Annotated in this window: 16 protein-coding genes; 13 read left to right on the top strand and 3 right to left on the bottom strand. The window is 62.5% G+C overall.

Annotated features, from left to right (window positions below; translation table 11 throughout):
- Positions 1–34 precede the first annotated feature (34 nt).
- Positions 35–1426 carry a class II fumarate hydratase gene (fumC, locus tag JET14_RS11745; RefSeq protein ID WP_200333720.1) on the bottom strand — a complete coding sequence of 464 codons (1392 nt, stop codon included), beginning with the start codon at positions 1424–1426 and terminating at the stop codon, positions 35–37.
- A 362-nt stretch (positions 1427–1788) separates the two neighbouring features.
- Between fumC and JET14_RS11740 the strand changes: the two genes are divergently transcribed.
- A complete protein-coding gene (locus JET14_RS11740) occupies positions 1789–3729 on the top strand; it encodes a L,D-transpeptidase family protein (RefSeq protein ID WP_200333718.1) in 1941 nt (646 codons plus the stop codon).
- A 74-nt stretch (positions 3730–3803) separates the two neighbouring features.
- Here JET14_RS11740 and gph read toward each other — a convergent pair whose 3' ends face one another.
- Positions 3804–4478 carry a phosphoglycolate phosphatase gene (gene gph / locus JET14_RS11735; protein WP_200333715.1) on the bottom strand — a complete coding sequence of 225 codons (675 nt, stop codon included), beginning with the start codon at positions 4476–4478 and terminating at the stop codon, positions 3804–3806.
- A gap of 225 nt (positions 4479–4703) precedes the next feature.
- On the opposite strand from gph, the gene rpiA reads away from it, so the two are divergent.
- The 3 genes from rpiA (at position 4704) to gor (ending at position 7504) form a co-directional block, all read left to right on the top strand.
- Positions 4704–5402 carry a ribose-5-phosphate isomerase RpiA gene (gene rpiA / locus JET14_RS11730; RefSeq protein ID WP_200333713.1) on the top strand — a complete coding sequence of 233 codons (699 nt, stop codon included), beginning with the start codon at positions 4704–4706 and terminating at the stop codon, positions 5400–5402.
- 13 nt (positions 5403–5415) lie between these two features.
- A complete protein-coding gene (locus JET14_RS11725; protein ID WP_200333711.1) occupies positions 5416–5949 on the top strand; it encodes a DUF2059 domain-containing protein in 534 nt (177 codons plus the stop codon).
- Positions 5950–6115: 166 nt separating this feature from the next.
- Positions 6116–7504: a glutathione-disulfide reductase gene (gene gor, locus JET14_RS11720; RefSeq protein ID WP_200333710.1), complete on the top strand. Its 1389-nt coding sequence runs from the start codon at positions 6116–6118 to the stop codon at positions 7502–7504.
- Positions 7505–7542: 38 nt separating this feature from the next.
- Here gor and JET14_RS11715 read toward each other — a convergent pair whose 3' ends face one another.
- Positions 7543–7680 (bottom strand): hypothetical protein, encoded by a 138-nt coding sequence (locus JET14_RS11715; RefSeq protein ID WP_200333709.1) that lies wholly within the window; start codon positions 7678–7680, stop codon positions 7543–7545.
- 175 nt (positions 7681–7855) lie between these two features.
- Between JET14_RS11715 and JET14_RS11710 the strand changes: the two genes are divergently transcribed.
- The 9 genes from JET14_RS11710 to JET14_RS11670 all read left to right on the top strand — a co-directional run bounded on the left by JET14_RS11710 (position 7856) and on the right by JET14_RS11670 (position 18504).
- Positions 7856–8719, top strand: coding sequence for a LysR family transcriptional regulator (locus JET14_RS11710; RefSeq protein WP_200333708.1), 864 nt, complete (start codon positions 7856–7858; stop codon positions 8717–8719).
- 104 nt (positions 8720–8823) lie between these two features.
- Positions 8824–10203 carry a class II 3-deoxy-7-phosphoheptulonate synthase gene (locus tag JET14_RS11705; RefSeq protein WP_200333707.1) on the top strand — a complete coding sequence of 460 codons (1380 nt, stop codon included), beginning with the start codon at positions 8824–8826 and terminating at the stop codon, positions 10201–10203.
- A gap of 302 nt (positions 10204–10505) precedes the next feature.
- Positions 10506–12164: an NAD+ synthase gene (locus JET14_RS11700; protein WP_200333706.1), complete on the top strand. Its 1659-nt coding sequence runs from the start codon at positions 10506–10508 to the stop codon at positions 12162–12164.
- Positions 12165–12188: 24 nt separating this feature from the next.
- Positions 12189–13016, top strand: a complete 828-nt coding sequence (locus tag JET14_RS11695) for a TolB family protein (RefSeq protein ID WP_200333704.1) — start codon at positions 12189–12191, stop codon at positions 13014–13016.
- Positions 13017–13123: 107 nt separating this feature from the next.
- On the top strand, positions 13124–13954 hold the full coding sequence (locus tag JET14_RS11690) for a UDP-2,3-diacylglucosamine diphosphatase (RefSeq protein WP_200333702.1): 831 nt from the start codon (positions 13124–13126) through the stop codon (positions 13952–13954).
- 403 nt (positions 13955–14357) lie between these two features.
- On the top strand, positions 14358–15518 hold the full coding sequence (locus JET14_RS11685; RefSeq protein ID WP_432443034.1) for an ABC transporter permease: 1161 nt from the start codon (positions 14358–14360) through the stop codon (positions 15516–15518).
- A 10-nt stretch (positions 15519–15528) separates the two neighbouring features.
- Positions 15529–16347 (top strand): ABC transporter ATP-binding protein, encoded by an 819-nt coding sequence (locus JET14_RS11680; RefSeq protein ID WP_200333699.1) that lies wholly within the window; start codon positions 15529–15531, stop codon positions 16345–16347.
- 9 nt (positions 16348–16356) lie between these two features.
- A complete protein-coding gene (locus JET14_RS11675) occupies positions 16357–17727 on the top strand; it encodes an MlaD family protein (RefSeq protein ID WP_200333698.1) in 1371 nt (456 codons plus the stop codon).
- Between the two features lie 150 nt (positions 17728–17877).
- Complete coding sequence (locus JET14_RS11670) at positions 17878–18504, top strand: ABC-type transport auxiliary lipoprotein family protein (protein WP_200333697.1); 627 nt, start codon at positions 17878–17880, stop codon at positions 18502–18504.
- Positions 18505–18514: the final 10 nt, after the last annotated feature.

Here is an 18514-nt window from a genome sequence, read left to right as displayed (position 1 = left end):
GCCGGGTCCATGGTCATTTTCAGTCAATCGAAGCCTATTTCGGCGAAATCATCAGTTCCGGCCGGACGATCTCGTCATATTCCTCGCCTGTGACGAGACCCGTTGCCAGGGCTTCCTCGCGCAGCGTCGTGTTGTTCCTGTGCGCGGTCTTGGCGATCTTGGCGGCATTGTCGTAGCCGATCTTCGGGGCAAGGGCCGTCACCAGCATCAGCGAACGCTCGACGCCGGCCTTGATGTTTTCCTCGCGCGCCTTGATGCCGACGACGCAATGGTCCGTGAAGGAGCGGGCGGCATCGCCCAGAAGCTGGACCGACTGCAGGAAATTGTAGGCCATCATCGGATTGTAGACGTTGAGCTCGAACTGGCCCTGGCTGCCGGCAAAGGTGATGGCCGCCTGGTTGCCGGCGATATGGGCGCAGACCTGGGTCATGGCCTCGTTCTGGGTCGGGTTGACCTTGCCGGGCATGATCGAGGAGCCGGGCTCGTTTTCCGGCAGCGCCAGTTCGCCGAGACCCGAACGCGGGCCGGAGGCCAGATAACGAATGTCGTTGGCGATTTTGAAGCAGGCCATCGCGGCGGCGTTGATCGCGCCATGGGCGAAGACCATCGCATCATGAGCGGCCAGCACCTCGAACTTGTTCGGCGCGGTGATGAAGGGGAGGCCGGTGATCTCGGCGACTTCCTCCGCCACTTTCTCGGCAAAGCCGACCGGCGCGTTGAGGCCCGTGCCGACGGCCGTGCCGCCCTGCGCCAGCTGATAGAGTCCCGGCAGCGTCAGTTCGATGCGGGCGATGGCGGAAGCGACCTGGGCGGTGTAGCCGGAAAATTCCTGGCCGAGCGTCAGCGGCGTCGCGTCCTGCGTGTGCGTGCGGCCGATCTTGATGATGTCCTTGAATTCCTGTTCCTTGGCGGCGAGCGCCTCCTGCAGGTGCTTCAGGTTCGGCAGGAGGTGGTGAACGATCTGCTCGGCGCAGGCGATGTGCATGGCCGTCGGATAGGTGTCGTTGGACGACTGGCTCATATTGCAGTGGTCATTGGGATGAACGGGCTTTTTCGAGCCCATCTCGCCGCCGAGCATTTCGATCGCGCGGTTGGAGATCACCTCATTGGCGTTCATGTTTGACTGCGTGCCCGAACCCGTCTGCCAGACGACCAGCGGAAAATGGTCGTCGAGCTTGCCGTCGATGACTTCCTGTGCGGCTTTGACGATCGCGTTGCCGATCTCCGGCGAAAGCCGGCCGAGGGCCATGTTTGCCCTGGCGGCGGCCTGCTTGACGATGCCGAGCGCGCGGACGACGGAAAGCGGCTGCTTTTCCCAGCCGATCTTGAAGTTGCCCAACGAACGTTGGGCCTGCGCGCCCCAGTAGCGGTCTGCCGCCACTTCGATCGGGCCGAATGTATCGGTTTCGGTGCGGGTATCAGTCATGTTTTCTCCACCTCAGTGCAACGGCCCGCGGAAGGGCACACTTGAAAGACGTCATGCCGGAAAAGCGTGGCTATGCAATCGCGCGCTCAAGGCCGATCTGTCAACAAGGCGCTTCAGTTTATTCGATTTAGGTCGGCTCCATACCGTCGGAATGCCTCGCGCCTGAACTTAAGGCACTGTTAATGCTGCGCTGATAGTGTTCACATCAGGCGACCCCGATCCGGAACTTTCAAAGGGGTTGTGTTGTTTTTCGTCAACACAGCCGCGCCGGCCTTTTCCGATAGCACAATTGTTATTGGAGGGATCTGCCCATTGCAGGTAAGGTGGTCTCAATTCTTGGTTTTGTCTAACGGGGTGAAAAATTGCGCAACAAGCTTCTAGTTCGCGTCTCATCGGTGGCCGTCGCGGCCGCGGTTTCGGCAGCCTTCGTGCCGTCATCCGCCAGCGCCCTGACACTGATGGATATTCTGCGCGGCCGAAACAAGGAGGCTGACCGGGCGCCGGTCGTCGAACAACAGCAGCAGCAGCAGGTGCAGCGCACCTATTCCGCCCCGAAGGTCGCGCCCCCGAAATATTACACCTACAAGGCTGATTCGACGCGCTTCATCGCGATCAGCGAGATTCGCGATCCGGTCGTGACCGGATCCATCTCCGCCGAAGAGACCGTGATGCCGGAAGGGGACGAGACGTCGACGGAAGTCGCCGCGCTCGAGACGGAGACGATGAGCGATGCCGGCCCGGCCGAGACCATGGTCGCGATCGACGGTAATGATCCCCGCCGCTACCTCACCGATGCCCGGGTCAAGGCCGTCGACGATGTCGCGACGGCGATCGAGGGCTATTACGCGAATGGCGGCGAGCTGATCTGGGTTTCCGACGATGCGATCACGCCGAAGGCCGAAGCCGCGCTCGACGTCCTTGCCGAGGCCGACGCCTGGGGGCTTGACGCTTCCGACTATGCGGTCAACCGCCCGGATCTCGCGCTGGCCGATGACGAGGCCGCGCGCGAGGCCGAACTGATGCGCTTCGAACTGGCGCTTTCGGCCAAGGTGCTGACCTATATGCAGGATGCCAGGCGCGGCCGCGTCGACCCCAACCGGATTTCGGAGTTCCACGACCTTCCGCGCAATCCCGTTGACCTGGAAGAGGCGATCAATGCGCTCGGAAAGGCCGAGAACGTCGCCGGGCTGATGGAGAGCTACAACCCGCAGAGCGACCGGTTCAACGAGCTCAAGACGGCGCTGAAGGAGCTGCGCGCCGACCATGAATATGTCGAACCGATCGTGTTCCGCAGCGGCGTCTTCATCCATCCCGGCGAAAATGACGAGGATGTGCCGAAGCTGGTGAAGGCGATCAAGCGCAAGAGCTCCAAAGCCTTCGTCCAGGACCATTCCGATGTGTTCGACGCCTATGACGGCGGAACCGAATACACGCCGGAACTGGTCGAACTGGTGCGCGCCTTCCAGGATGCGCAGGGCCTCTACGTCGACGGCGTCGTCGGTCCGAAGACGATCGCGGCCTTCGATGTCGAGACCAATGACGACAGGGCGCACAAGGTGGTTGCCGCCATGGAGCGGCTGCGGTGGCTGCCGGAGGATTTCGGCCCGCGCTATGTGTTCATCAACCAGCCGGCCTACCGCGTCTATTATCACGACGACAACGGCGAGAACTTTGACATGCGCGTCGTTGTCGGCAATACGCGCAACCAGACCTATTTCTTCCGTGACGAGATCGAGACCGTCGAGTTCAATCCCTATTGGGGCATTCCCCGGTCGATCGTCGTCAATGAGTACCTGCCGAAACTGAGGGCCAATCCCTCTTATTTCGACCAGATCGGCTATGAGGTGAGCTATAACGGCCGTCGCGTGTCGTCCTCATCGGTCAACTGGGCGGCCGCCCCGATGGTCGACGTGCGCCAGCCACCGGGAGAGCGCAACGCTCTCGGGCAACTGAAGATCCTGTTCCCCAATGACCATGCGATCTACATGCACGACACGCCGCAGAAGAGCTATTTCGAACGCGACGTCCGCGCCCTCAGCCACGGCTGCGTGCGGCTCGCCGAGCCCAACAAGATGGCCGCCGCCGTGCTGGGCGTTCCCGAATCGGACATCGAGGCCAATATTGCGACGGGCCAGAACATGCCGGTCGACGTGCCGGAGAAATTCCCGGTCTATGTCAGCTATTTCACCGCCTGGCCGGATGCGACCGGCGACATTCAGTATTATGACGACGTTTACGAGCGTGACATGTATCTGAACCGCGCCCTCGAGGCGGAAAGCCGGGCGCGCAAGGCCAGCAGTTGATCGGCTCAGAAAACCACACGTCTGAAAGGAAAGGCGCGCCCGGATGCTCCCGGCGCGCCTTTTTCGTTGCCGCTTCAGCGGCCGAGAACCTCTTCGAGGAGCGCTGCCGTCAGTTCGTCGAAATGGCTGATCAACCGGTTCGCGCCGAGGCTTTCGACCGGCCGGTCGGCATAGCCGAAGGTAACGGCCACCGAGGCGACGTCGGCGCCCCTGGCGGCATCGATATCGTTCGAGCTGTCGCCGATCATCACCGCGTTTTGCGGGTCCATGCCGGCGCGCGCGATGGTGCCGAGGACATGGCGCGGATCGGGCTTGCGGTATTCGAAACTGTCGCCGCCGGTGATGACATCGAAATAATCGGCAAGGTCCAGGCTGCTCAGAAGCGGCATGGTCAGCGGCATGCGCTTGTTGGTGCAGACGGCAAGCGTGAAGCCCCCGTCCTTCAGCCGATCGAGCGCCGCGCGTGTGCCGGGATAGGGGCGGCTCTTGCCGGGCATGCCGTCGCGGTAGTGGGTGGTGAAGCGGTCGAAACAGGCCTCAAACGTCTCTTCGTCAAGCGTGGTCCCGCGCAACGCGAAGGCCCGCTCGATCATGACCTTCACGCCCTTGCCGACAAGCTGGTGCAATTGCGATATATCGAAGGGCGGCAGGCCTTGCGGCGCGATGGCATGGTTGAGACTCTCGATCAGGTCGGGCGCGGTGTCGACGAGCGTTCCGTCCAGATCGAAGATGACGAGCGGAGATGACATTCGGTTTCCTTCCGGGGTGATGCGCTTCGGCCGGCGTCCGGGAGGGGAAGGCCGGTCCTCAGCCAATCGGCACGAAGTTTGCGCGCGATTGTGGTTTGCAATATTCGTGTCCTTGCTGCGATGCTATTCAATAGAGCCGAAGCCGAGGCTTCCTGCAAAAGGACTTTTGTTTAGCGCCTGTGGCGTGTAAACACCTTAGCGTATATCAGAAGGAGCATGTGACGCATGGACGCGCGTCAATTGAAGATCAAGGCCGCCGAAACGGCGCTTGAATACGTCGAGGACGGAATGCGTCTCGGCATCGGAACCGGCAGTACCGCGCGTGAATTCATCGCGTTGCTCGGCGAGAAAGTGGCGAACGGCTTCAACGTCATCGGCGTGCCGACGTCGGAGGCAACGGCCCGCCAGTGCCTCGAACTCGGGATCGAGCTGAAGTCGCTCGACGAATCGCCCGAACTTGACCTGACCATCGACGGCGCCGACGAGATCGATCCCTCGCTGAACCTGATCAAGGGCGGCGGCGGCGCGCTTCTGCGCGAAAAGATCGTGGCTTCGGCCTCCAAGGCGATGATCGTGATCGCCGACGAGACCAAGGTGGTCGACCAACTCGGCGCCTTTCCGCTGCCGATCGAGGTCATGCCCTTCGGACTTGCCGCCACGCGCATTGCCATCGAGAAGGCCGCCTCGCGCCTTGATCTTTCCGGATCGCTCGATCTGCGCCGCTCGGGCGACGGCCCGTTCATGACGGACGGCGGGCATTATATCCTCGATGCATCATTTGGCCGCATTCCCGATGCAGAGGCTCTTTCCGTGGCGCTCAATATCATCCCGGGCGTTGTGGAGCACGGGCTGTTTATCGATATAGCGACGCTGGCCGTCGTGGCATCCGGCGGTGGCGTGCGCACACTCAAAGCAACCGAGTAGACAGGAGTCCTTTATGAGATTTCACACCAAGATCGGCCGTTCCGTGGCCATCGCCGCCACGGTAATGGGACTTGGCGCCTTTTCCGTTGCTGCCGCGCAGGACGTGTCGCCCGAGCATCTGGCGGCAGCCAAGGCCGCCCTCAATGCGCTGGGCATCAATTCGCAGTTCGACGAGATCCTGCCGAATCAGGCCGATCTCGTGCAGTCGCAGATGACGCAGGTCTATCCGAACTATCATTCGCTGATCGATGAAGTCGTCACCGACACGGCGATCGCGCTCGCGCCGCGCCGCGCCGACCTCGAGAACGAAGGCGCGCAGATCTATGCCAATATCTTCACCGAGGAAGAGTTGCAGAAGCTGGCGGATTTCTACAACTCCGATCTCGGCCAGAAGTTCATCCAGTACGGCCCGATCGCCGCGCGCGAACTGAGCCAGGCCGGCGACATCTGGGCCCGCGGCATTGCCCGCGACCTGAACCAGCAGGCCCAGGAGGAGCTGAACGCGCGTATTGCTGAACAGACGGGTTCGACTCCGGCCGCCGAGTAATCGGCGCGCTGTGGTTTTTCTTCAAGGGCGCGCCGTTCGGCGCGCCCTTTGCCGTTTTCATCGCAAGTCCGCTCTCGCTTCGCCTTCGGTCTTTTTTTTCCGGTGCGAATTGCCATATTCAGGCCCGACCTTTTCCAAAACCTCGACGTCCAGAAGGAGCCTCCCGATGTCCGATTACGATTTTGACCTTTTTGTTATCGGCGGAGGATCTGGGGGCGTGCGCGCCGCGCGGCTTGCAGCGGGGCTTGGCAAGCGGGTGGCGATCGCCGAGGAGTACCGCTTCGGCGGCACCTGCGTCATTCGCGGCTGCGTGCCGAAGAAGCTCTTCGTCTATGCATCACAGTTCCCGGAACATTTCGAGGATGCCGCGGGCTATGGCTGGCATGTGGGTGAGCGCCGTTTCTCCTGGCCGGACCTGATCGCCGCCAAGGACAAGGAGATCGCGCGTCTCGAAGGGCTCTACCGCAAGGGCCTGGAAAATGCCGGCGCCGAAATCCTGGAAAGCCGCGCCGAGATCATCGGGCCACATCGCCTGCGCCTCAACGCCTCCGGCCAGGAGGTGACGGCGGAGAAAATCCTGATCGCCGTCGGCGGCGCGCCCAATCCGCACCCGGAGATGCCGGGCTCGGAACTCTGCATTTCCTCCAACGAGGCCTTCCACCTGGAGGAGCTTCCGAAATCGATCGCGATCACCGGCGGCGGTTATATCGCTGTCGAATTCGCCAATATCTTCAACGGCCTCGGCGTCGAGACGACCTTGATCTATCGCGGCCCGGAAATCCTGCGCGGTTTCGACATGGACATGCGCACGAGCTTGCGCGAGGCAATGGAGAAGAAGGGTATTCGGGTCGTCTGCCGCGACACCATTCTTGATGTGTCCCAGGCCGCCGACGGGCGTCTCAAGGCGGAGACAAAGCAGGGGCACGTGTTCAACGTCGACAAGGTGATGATGGCGCTTGGCCGGCTGCCCAACACAAAGAGCCTCGGGCTTGAGTCCATCGGCGTCGAGACAGACGCGAAGGGCGCGATCGTCGTCGATGATTATTCGCGCACCAATGTCGACTATGTCTACGCGCTCGGCGACGTGACCGACCGGGTGCAGCTGACGCCGGTCGCCATCCATGAGGCGATGTGCTTCATCGAGACCGAATACAAGAACAACCCGACGAAACCGGACCATGACCTGATCGCCACGGCAGTGTTCTCGCAGCCCGAGATCGGCACGGTCGGTCTTCCGGAAGATGTTGCTGCCGAGCGCTATGAAGAGCTGGAAGTCTATCTGGCGAAATTCCGGCCGATGAAGGCGACGCTGTCCGGCCGTGACGAGAAGACGGTGATGAAGCTGATCGTCAACGCCGCCGATCGCAAGGTTGTCGGCGCCCATATTCTCGGCCATGAGGCCGGCGAGATGGCGCAGCTGATCGGCGTGGCGCTGAAGGGCGGCTGCACCAAGGATGATTTCGACCGCACCATGGCGGTTCATCCGACGGCGACCGAAGAGCTCGTGACCATGTACAACCCGTCCTATCGGGTGAAGAACGGCGAGCGGGTCTGATATCGGGCGGCCCGGTGCTTCAGTGAGCACCGGATCGCCTATCGCCGGCGCATGATGCGGCTGATGAGGGCGGCAGCCCACAGGTGGCCGCGCCAGTCTTCGCCCTCCAGCGGGTCGGCGAGCGAGGGACGCGGCTTGAATTCCGCGCGTCGAGTAATTGAAAGCCAGTCGATCATGTCGTTACTCCCGTCGGTTCGGCACCCGTTTCTGCGGTGCTTCCAAGACCTAGGCGGTTCCGGACGACGGCTGTAGAAGCGTGGATGAAGTGTCTGTTTCAGCCGTGAACGATTCATCCGTATCGCCGGTGGTGTAGACTGGGCCGGCATTCAGGACTTTCGGGAACAGGCAGCGATGGCGGATCCGAACTGGGATGATCTTCAGCTTTTTCATGTGGTCGCGGAGCTCGGCGGCCTCAGCGCCGCGGCCCAGCGCACGGGCTTGTCCGCGCCCACCATCGGCCGGCGCATGCTGGCGCTGGAGCGCACGCTCGGCCGCTCGCTGTTTCTGCGCTCCCAGCGCGGCTATCGGCTGGCCCATGACGGCGAAGTGCTGTTCGAGCGCGTCAGCGGCATGCAGGCGGTGGCTGACGCGATTGCCGACTGGCATGGCGAGGCCTTTGCCATGCCCTGGGTGTCGATCGCCGTCGACAGCTGGCTTGCGGGTTTCGCGGCCGATCATGTGCTTCGGATAAAGGGGCCGGAGGATGGCTTTCGCATATGCCTTGCCGCGGCCGCGCCGTCGCTGGCGCTCGCCTTTCGCGAGGCCGATGTCGCAGTGCTTGCGGCAAGGCCCGACAGCGGCAATCTGGCGGTCCGCCGCGCGGGCACCATGGCCTATGCGGTCTATCGCCGTCATAACCTTGCCGGTGACGATGCTCCCTGGGTTTCCATGGGCACCGGCTCTGCCGTCTCGGCCTCGGACCGGTGGGTCTTCGAAAACAGGGAATCGGCGATCACCACCTGGACGGAGGATCGCGACCTTCTCGTCCGGCTCGTCGCTGCCGGCGCGGGGCAGGGGGTTCTGCCCGTTTATCTCGGCGATACGAACCCCGTGCTTGAACGCGTCGGCGGCATCATCGACGAACTCACCCATCCGCTTTTCATCGTCGCCAATGACGACGACCGACACCGCCCGGAAGTGCGCACCGTGATCGAGCGCCTGGCCGCCTTCATCCGGGAAAACGACGCGCTGCTCGCCGGCCGAACGGGTGGTTGACGCGCGGGTATACAAAAAAGCGAGAAACGTCTATAAGCGCGCCAAAATCGGGAGTGAGGCATGTCCGGCTGATCTCAGTCGGACGGCAAGGACAGGTGAACGACATGGATAGTGCAACGAACTGGACACCGGGTAGCTGGCGCAGGAAGCCCATTCTGCAGGTGCCGGATTATCCTGATGCGGAGAAGCTCGCCGAGGCTGAAGCAGCGCTCGCGACCTATCCCCCGCTGGTGTTTGCCGGCGAGGCGCGGCGGCTGAAGCGCGCGCTCGGCGAAGTCGCCGAGGGTCGCGGTTTTCTGCTGCAGGGCGGCGACTGCGCCGAAAGCTTTGCCGAGCATGGCGCCGACACGATCCGCGACTTCTTCCGCGCCTTCCTGCAGATGGCCGTCGTGCTGACTTTCGGCGCGCAGCAGCCCGTCGTCAAGGTCGGCCGCATTGCCGGCCAGTTCGCCAAGCCGCGTTCCTCGCCGAACGAGACGATCAATGGCGTGACGCTGCCGAGCTATCGCGGCGACATCATCAACGGCATTGATTTCACCGAGGAGGCGCGCGTTCCCGATCCGCAGCGCCAGCTGATGGCCTATCGCCAGTCGGCGGCGACGCTGAACCTCCTGCGCGCCTTTTCCATGGGCGGCTACGCCAATCTGGAAAACGTGCATCAGTGGATGCTCGGCTTCGTCAAGGACAGCCCCCAGGGCGAACGCTACCAGAAGCTCGCCGACCGGCTTTCAGAGACAATGTCCTTCATGCGCGCCATCGGCATCACGGCGGCGGAAAACCACGCTCTGAGCGAGACCGATTTCTTCACCAGCCATGAGGCGCTTCTGCTTGGCTATGAGGAAGCGCTGACGCGCGTCGATTCGACCTCCGGCGACTGGTATGCGACCTCCGGCCACATGATCTGGGTCGGCGACCGGACCCGCCAGGCCGATCACGCCCATATCGAATATGTGCGCGGCATCAAGAACCCGCTCGGCCTCAAATGCGGTCCGTCGCTCGCCGAGGATGACCTGCTGCGGCTGATCGATACGCTGAACCCGGAAAACGAAGCCGGACGTTTGACGCTGATCTGCCGTTTCGGTCACGACAAGGTTGCCGATCACCTGCCGCGCCTCATCCGCGCCGTCGAGCGCGAGGGCAAGAAGGTGGTGTGGTCCTGCGATCCGATGCACGGCAACACGATCACGCTCAATTCCTACAAGACGCGGCCCTTTGAGCGGATTCTGTCGGAAGTCGAGAGCTTCTTCCAGATCCACCGCGCCGAAGGCTCCTATCCCGGCGGCATCCACGTCGAAATGACAGGCAAGAACGTGACGGAGTGCACCGGCGGCGCCTGGGCGCTGACGGGCGAGGATCTGCACGACCGCTACCACACCCATTGTGACCCGCGTCTCAATGCCGACCAGGCGCTGGAACTCGCCTTCCTGCTCGCCGAGCGCATGAAGACGGCTTACGAGGAAAAGAAGCTCGCGATCAATGGGTGAGGGCTGTCAGCTGTTAGGGCGCATAGCCGCATAGCCCCCCCCCCAACAATCCCCCCCCCTTGAGGGGGAGATGTCGCGGAAGCGACAGAGAGGGGTAAAGGGCGTAAGCCCTAAAAACCGCAAGCTTCGAATTTGCCGAGAGGGTCACCCCTCTCTGCCCCCTGTCGGGGCCTCTCTCCCTCAAGGGGAGAGATTGTCAGAGGCCATCTTCCGGGTCTTATTCAGGCCGCCGCCTTTTTCCGATTTGATTTTTCCCCCAAAACATGGTGTCCATCCCTGCAGACCTGAAAGGTGGAATTGCCATGGACAGCCTCAAAATCGCTCTCGCCCAGCTCAACCCGACGGTCGGCGATATCGCCGGCAATCTTGAGAAGCTGCGCGCCGCGCGCAGGAAGGCCGCACAGGCCGGCGCTGATCTGGTGTTGTCCACCGAGCTCTTCATTTCCGGCTATCAGCCCGAAGACCTGGTGATGAAGCCGGCCTTTCTCGCCGCCTGTCAGAAGGCGGTCGAGGCGCTTGCCGCCGATACCGCCGACGGCGGACCGGGCGTGATCGTCGGCTATCCGCGCAAGGGCGAGGCCGGAAGGCACAATTCGGTTGCCGTGCTGGACGGCGGCGAGATCATCGCCATCCGCGACAAGGTCGACCTGCCGAACTATGGTGAGTTCGACGAAAAGCGCGTCTTCGTGCCGGGCGAAATGCCGGGGCCGGTGAATTTCCGCGGCGTCAGGATCGGCATACCGATCTGCGAGGATATCTGGGGCGATCTCGGCGTGTGCGAGACGCTTGCCGAAAGCGGCGCGGAACTGCTTCTGTCGCCCAATGGCTCGCCCTATTATCGCGGCAAGGTCGACGTGCGCCACCAGGTGGTGCTGAAACAGGTGATCGAGACCGGCCTGCCGCTCGTCTATCTCAATACGCTCGGCGGTCAGGACGAACTGGTCTTCGACGGCGGCAGTTTCGGCTTCAACGCCGACAGGACGCTCGCCTTCCAGATGCCGCAATTCGTCGAGGATATCACGATCTCCGAATGGGAACGCGGCGCGGATGGCTGGCGCATCGTCGGCGGCAAGGTGGCCGCACTGCCGATCGGCGAGGCCTCCGACTACCGTGCCTGCGTGCTCGGCTTTGCCGACTACGTGAACAAGAACGGCTTCAAGAGCGTGGTGCTCGGCCTTTCCGGGGGCATCGACTCGGCAATCTGTGCCGCGATTGCCGTTGATGCGCTCGGCGCTGAGCGCGTGCACTGCGTGATGCTGCCCTATCGCTACACCTCCGAGGAATCGCTTTCCGATGCCGCGGCCTGCGCCAAGGCGCTCGGCTGCCGCTATGATGTCGTCGCGATCGAGGAGCCGGTCACCGGCTTCCTCTCCGCGCTGGAGACCATGTTCGAGGGCACCGAGGAAGGGATCACCGAGGAAAACCTGCAGAGCCGCACGCGCGGCACGATCCTGATGGCGATTTCGAACAAGTTCGGCGCCATGGTGGTGACGACGGGCAACAAGTCGGAAATGTCGGTCGGCTACGCCACGCTCTACGGCGATATGAACGGCGGCTTCAACCCGATCAAGGACCTCTACAAGATGCAGGTCTACGCCGTTGCCGCATGGCGCAACACCGAGCGGCCGGAAGGCATGCACGGGCCGGAGACGAACGCCATTCCACAGAACATCATCGACAAGACGCCGTCGGCGGAGCTTCGGCCGAACCAGACGGACCAGGATTCGCTGCCGCCCTATCCGGTGCTCGATGACATTCTTGAATGCCTGGTGGAGCGCGAGATGTCCGTGGAGGCCATTGTCGCCCGGGGCCATGACGCGGAAACGGTGCACCGGATCGAACATCTGCTCTACATCGCGGAATACAAGCGGCGCCAGTCCGCGCCCGGCGTGAAGATCACGCGCAAGAATTTCGGGCGCGACCGGCGTTACCCGATCACCAACCGCTTCCGCGATCGATAGGAAGTCCAGTTCGGGGAGGGGCTAATGCGCAGTTCAGTTGAGATTTATGATTTCGCCACGGGCGAACAGCGCGTGGTGTTCCAGTCGGACGACCTGATCGAGGCGCCCAACTGGTCGCCGGACGGGCGCTATCTGATGGTCAACAGCGACGGGTTGATGTACCGCCTGCCTCTGGTAGGCGCGCCGCGTCTCGAGACAATCGACACCGGCTTTGCCGAACAGTGCAACAATGACCACGGCATTTCGCCGGACGGAAAGACGATTGCCGTCTCCGACAAGTGCGAATTCGGCAAATCGGCGATCTACACGCTGCCGGCGTCGGGCGGCGCACCGAAGCTGGTGACGCGCAACCTGCCGTCCTACTGGCACGGCTGGTCGCCGGACGGCGCCCGCTTTGCCTATTGCGGGATCCGCGATGACGTCTTCGATATCTATACGATCGCAGCCGATGGCGGCGAGGAGACGCGCCTGACCCACGGTGAAGGCCGCAATGACGGGCCGGACTACAGTTTCGACGGTGAATGGATCTATTTCAACTCGTCGCGCACCGGCCTGATGCAGATCTGGCGCATTCATCCCGATGGCACCGGGCTTGAGCAGGTGACATTCGACAATGCCGGCAACTGGTTCGCCCATCCCTCGCCGAAGAACGACCGCGTGATCCTGATTTCCTATGAGCCGGATGTTTTTGATCATCCGCGCGACAAGGATGTCCGGGTGCGCGTGATGGACCCCGATGGCGGCAATCTGACGACGCTTTTCGCGCTCTTCGGCGGCCAGGGCACGATGAACTCGCCCAACTGGGCGCCCGACGGCGCGGCCTTCGCCTATGTCCGCTATTTCCCCGTCTGAGCATGTCGGCCGCGCCGGCCTGTCATCAAGCTGAAATACGACTCGTGTTTTAAGGGTGCCATCCATGGATGCACAGAGGCCGCCGGGGGCTATGGCGGGTTGAGGCGATGGAACCCAGACAGTTCAGAACGCTTTTCATTTCCGACCTTCATTTGGGGTCGAAGGCCGCCAAGGCGGATTTCCTGCTTGATTTCATGCGCCACCACGACGCCGAGACGATCGTGCTCGTCGGCGACATCATCGACGGCTGGCGGCTGAAGCGCAGCTGGTACTGGCCGCAGCCCTTCAACGACGTAGTGCAGAAAATGCTGCGCAAGGCGCGCAAGGGCACGCGCATCGTCTATATTCCGGGCAATCACGACGAGTTCCTGCGGGATTTTCCCGGCACGCATTTCGGCGGCGTCGAAGTTGCCGAGCGGATGATCTTCGAAGCCGCCGACGGCAAGAAATACCTCGTCATCCACGGTGATGAGTTCGATGTCGTCGTTCGCCATGCGCGCATCGTCGCCTATCTCGGCGACTGGGCCTATGATGCCGCGATCGCCATCAACCAGGTGCTGGCGGCCGTGCGCCGCAAGCTCGGCATGCCCTACTGGTCATTTTCCGCCTGGGCCAAGCTGCAGGTCAAGCATGCCGTCAATTTCATCGGAGAGTTCCAGCGCGTGGTCGTGGAAGAGGCGCGCAGGAACGAGGTCGACGGCGTCATCTGCGGCCATATCCACCATGCGGTGATGGAAGACATGGACGGCATCCGCTACATCAACACCGGCGACTGGGTGGAAAGCTGCACCGCGGTGGCCGAGCATTTCGACGGCACGTTCGAACTGATCAACTGGCATAAGATCGAGGGCGTGGCCGAAGACGAGCCGCAGGAGGCGGACGATGCCGATATCGCGCCGCTGATCATGGCGGCCAAGGCCAAGGGCCGCGCGGCCTGACCGGAGCCTCCCTATCGCGCCTTCGCGGCTGTACGTCTTCAGGCCGGGGCGTTTGCAAAAAAAAACCGCGCATGCCGCAAGCCTTCGACAGTCGGGCAATCCCGGGCTTTCAATCCGCGGAATTGACCGCATCGATGCAGATCTGTTGCATCGGCCGATAGATGGGTCAACGGACAATACAGACTCCACTTTCGCGGTGGACGCTCTATATCATTCAAAAGACTTGCAATCTCTTTCCCGGCATGAAAAGCCTAACAAAGGTCATGATCGCGCTCGATCGTCACGATCTCGGGTCTTCCGGCTTGCGATGGTTCGGCCGATGTCCCGCTGCCATGGCGGACGAGGCATTTTGCGCCGGGGCCGATGCGGCGTCGCACCGGCGCGGAACACTGGATACTTGCATTTGCAGAACGCGGACGAAACGAAAGCCTCCCTGACGGTTGCGCCCGGCGACGGCGAAACGACCACAACCCTTTTTCTGCAGGGGTTCTGGACGGTTCGCAATGCGCGCCCGCTGAGCGGCGAGATCGATCAGCTGGCCGGACGGCTGAAAGGGCGGGGCGGCACGGCGGTGGTCGACCTTTCCGGGCTGGAGCGGCTCGACACGGCCGGCGCCTGGCTGGTGCGCGAGGTGCAGGCCGAATGCAGGGCTGCCGGTTTCGAGACCGAAGTCGCCGGAATGGATGCGCGCGTTTCCGATCTCATGGAGGCCATTCCGGAAACCTTGCCGGAGCCGGAAAAGTCGGAAACGCCGCGCAAGAGCCTGCCGGAGATCATTCTCGATCCGGTCGGCAGGTCGGCGGTGGCGGGCGGACGCGATGTCTTCCGCGGGATCGGTTTCTTCGGCGCGCTCTTTCTCGGCCTGAAGGCGCTTCTGTCCAGGGGCGGCGGCGTCAACATGGCGGCCATCACGGCGCAGCTCGACCATATGGGCGTGCGCGCCGTACCGATCATTGCGCTGATGTCGTTCCTCGTCGGCGCCATCATTGCCCAGCAAGGCGCCTTCCAGCTCAGCTATTTCGGCGCCGAGCTCTTCGTGGTCGATCTCGTCGGCATTCTGCAATTGCGCGAAATCGGCGTGCTCTTGACCGCGATCATGATCGCCGGACGCTCCGGCAGCGCGATCACCGCCGAGATCGGCGCCATGCGCATGCGCGAGGAGATTGACGCGCTGAGGGTGATGGGCTTCGATCCGGTCTCCGTTCTGGTGTTTCCGCGCATGGTGGCGCTCCTGATCGCGCTGCCGCTTCTGACGATTCTCGCCAACTTCGCCGCGCTTGCCGGCGCGGTGGTGGTGCTCGATGTCTATTCCGGGATCACGCTCGAGACCTTCATGCAGCGCTTCCACGAGGCCGTCGATATGGCGGACGTGATCTCGGGGATGCTGAAGGCCCCTGTCATGGCGCTGATCATCGCCATCATCGCGGCGCTTGAGGGCATGAAGGTCGGCGGCAGCGCCGAATCCCTGGGTCAGAAGGTGACGGCGTCGGTGGTGAAGTCGATCTTCGTGGTGATCCTCGCCGACGGCATCTTCGCCATTTTCTACGCGGCGATCGATTATTGAGGAGCAGGCGGTGAACGGTGAGGTCGACAGCAGAACGGAAGAAGACCGCGAGACCATTCTGAGCGTGCGCGGGCTCACCGTCGGTTTCGGCGGTCCGACCGTGCTCGAAAATCTCGATCTCGACGTCTATCGCGGCGAAATTCTCGGCTTCGTCGGCGGGTCGGGCACGGGCAAGTCGGTACTGATGCGCACGGTGCTGAGGCTGAATGCGCGCCAGGCGGGCACGATCTCGATTTTCGGCAGGGATTTCGACAATCTGAGCTTTGAGGACAGGCTCGCGGTCGATATGCGCGTCGGCGTCCTGTTCCAGCAGGGGGCGCTGTTTTCCGGCCTTACCGTTCTTGAAAACGTGCAGGTGCCGATGCGGGAATATCTCGATCTGCCCAAGGCGATGATGGATGATCTCGCACGGCTGAAGATCGAGATGGTGGGCTTGAGGCCCGAGGCGGCGGAGCGTTATCCCTCGGAGCTTTCCGGTGGCATGATCAAGCGCGCGGCGCTTGCCCGGGCGCTGGCGCTCGACCCGGATCTGGTGTTTCTCGACGAGCCGACGTCGGGGCTTGATCCGATCGGCGCGGCTGAGTTCGATGAACTGATCGGCCGGCTGCGTGACACGCTCGGCCTTACGGTCTATATGGTGACTCACGACCTCGACAGCCTGCACGCCGTATGTGACAGGATTGCGGTGCTTGGAAGGAAGAAGGTGCTGGTCGAGGGAACGCTCGACAAGATGCTCGCCTTCGATGACCCGTGGGTCCAGAGTTATTTCAGGGGCAAGAGGTCCCGCGCTATTTTCGAAAACGCCGCAGATGGCCAAGAACAGCGTTGACGGGCAGGCATGGAAACCAAAGCTAACTATACCATTGTCGGTTTTTTCGTACTGCTGGTGCTGGCCTCGGCCGCCGGCTTCGTGTTCTGGCTGCAGGAATACGGCCGGCAGGGACCGATCGCCGAACTGATCGTGCGCATTCCGGGCTCGGCCAACGGCCTCAGCGTCGGCTCCGCCGTGCGTTTCAACGGCATCCAGGTCGGCTCGATCAAGGCTCTGGAAATTGACCCGGAGGACCCGCGCTTCACCATCGCCCGCACCGAGGTGAAGGCGGATACGCCGGTTCATGACAGCACCACCGCCAAGCTTGAGCTTCAGGGCCTGACGGGAACCGGCTATATCGAACTTGCCGCCAACGGCCAGGACGGACCGAACATCCTGCAGGAAGCGCTGAAGAACGACCAGCCCGCCGAACTGACGGCCGACAAGTCCAGTCTTTCCAACCTGCTGACGACGGCCGACCGGATCATGAAACGGATCGATTCGACGGCGAGCGATGTTCAGACGCTGGTCGAGGACATATCCCCGACGCTGACCAAGACGGTCAGCAATGTCGAGACCTTCACCGGCGCGCTCGCCGACAATTCCGACGAGATCGGCGATTTCCTCGAGACCGTCGGCAAACTGTCGCGCACCGTCGACAGTCTCTCCGGCCGGCTCGAGACGACGGTCGATTCGCTCGACAAGGTGATCAAGGCCGTCAATCCGGACGAGGTCGCAAGCATCATCAACAATGCCAACACGATCACCGCCAATGTCGCCGTCGCTTCCAAGGACCTCGACAATGTGATCGCCAAGTTCGCCGAAGCGGTTGAAAGCTACAGCACCTTCGGCGATCAGGCCTTTGACGTCTTCAAGAAAGTCGATGCCATTGTTTCGGCGATCGACGCCAACAAGGTCGGCACCTCCGTCGACGATCTCGCGGTGGTCATGGCCGACGCCAAGCAGGCCGTGGCCTCGATCCGCGACGTGGCCGACAGCGTGAATTCGAAGACCCAGAACATCGACACGGCGATCGACAATATCAGCGAGCTTTCCGTCAAGCTCAACGAGGCCTCCTCGCGCGTCAATGACGTGCTGGTGAAGGTCGATAACCTGCTGGGATCCGACAATGTCGAATCGCTGTCCGATCAGGCCCGCCAGACCCTGGCTGCGGTGCAGCAGGCCGCCGAAACGCTGAATGCCCGCATCGGGCCGATCACCGCGAACCTCGAGAATTTCTCGGGCTCCGGACTGCGCGATGTCCGCGCGTTGGTGTCCGATACGCGCCGGACGGTCGACAACCTCAACCGGACGATCAATTCCATCAGCAACGATCCGCAACAGTTCATTTTCGGTACGGATACCATGAAGACCTATGACGGTCGCAATCGCTATTGAGGTTCAAGGCCTGGTTGCGCGAATCTGAAAGAGGCCCGCCGAAAGCGCGCCCGGGCGGGAGAAAGTCGCTATCAGGATCTTTGCAATCCGGTTCTTATGCCTTACTTCATTGAAATGAATGGATTAGCAGGTCCCAGGAAGGACGGAAGCATGTTTTTTGCCGCGAGAGAAAAAGCCGGAGCGCTGGTAGGGCCGCTCTTTGCGCTCGGTCTCCTTGCGGCAGGCCTCAGCGGCTGCGCGCTTCGCCCGCCGAGCGATACGTTCGACCTGACGGCACGGGCGGCGAGCCCGGTGACGGCCGAGCGCGCGCGCACGGCGCGGCTCCAGCTGCTGGTGCCGACGCCGTCGGCCATCCAGGTGCTCGACAATCGCGGCATCGTGGTCAGGCTCTCCGGTTCCGAGCTTCGTTATCTGGCGAATGCCCAGTGGAGCGATCTTCTGCCGGCCGTGGTTCAGGCGCGGCTCGTTGCGGGGCTGGAGAACACCGGCCTCTTCGGCGGCGTCGGCATGCCGGGGCAGGGGCTTGCGATCGACTATCAGGTGGTGGTGGAGATCCGCGAATTCGCGATCGACGCGGCGGGGCCGGGGACGGCGGACGTAGTGCTCTCGGTCAAGCTCCTCGATGACCGCACCGGCGTCGTCAGGGCCCAGCGCCTGTTTGAAAGCAGCGTCGGCGTCAACCCGTCCGCTTCCAGCGGCGTGCTCGTTGCCGCCCTCGACAAGGCGTTTGCCGATGTCCAGGCGGACATTGTCAGCTGGATCGCCGCAACGCTCTGAACTCCGCCGC

The sequence above is a fragment of the Martelella lutilitoris genome, from assembly GCF_016598595.1.
Classification (GTDB): domain Bacteria; phylum Pseudomonadota; class Alphaproteobacteria; order Rhizobiales; family Rhizobiaceae; genus Martelella; species Martelella lutilitoris_A.
Note: the sequence above shows the minus strand (reverse complement) of the source record. Positions and strands in the feature narration are given on the sequence as shown.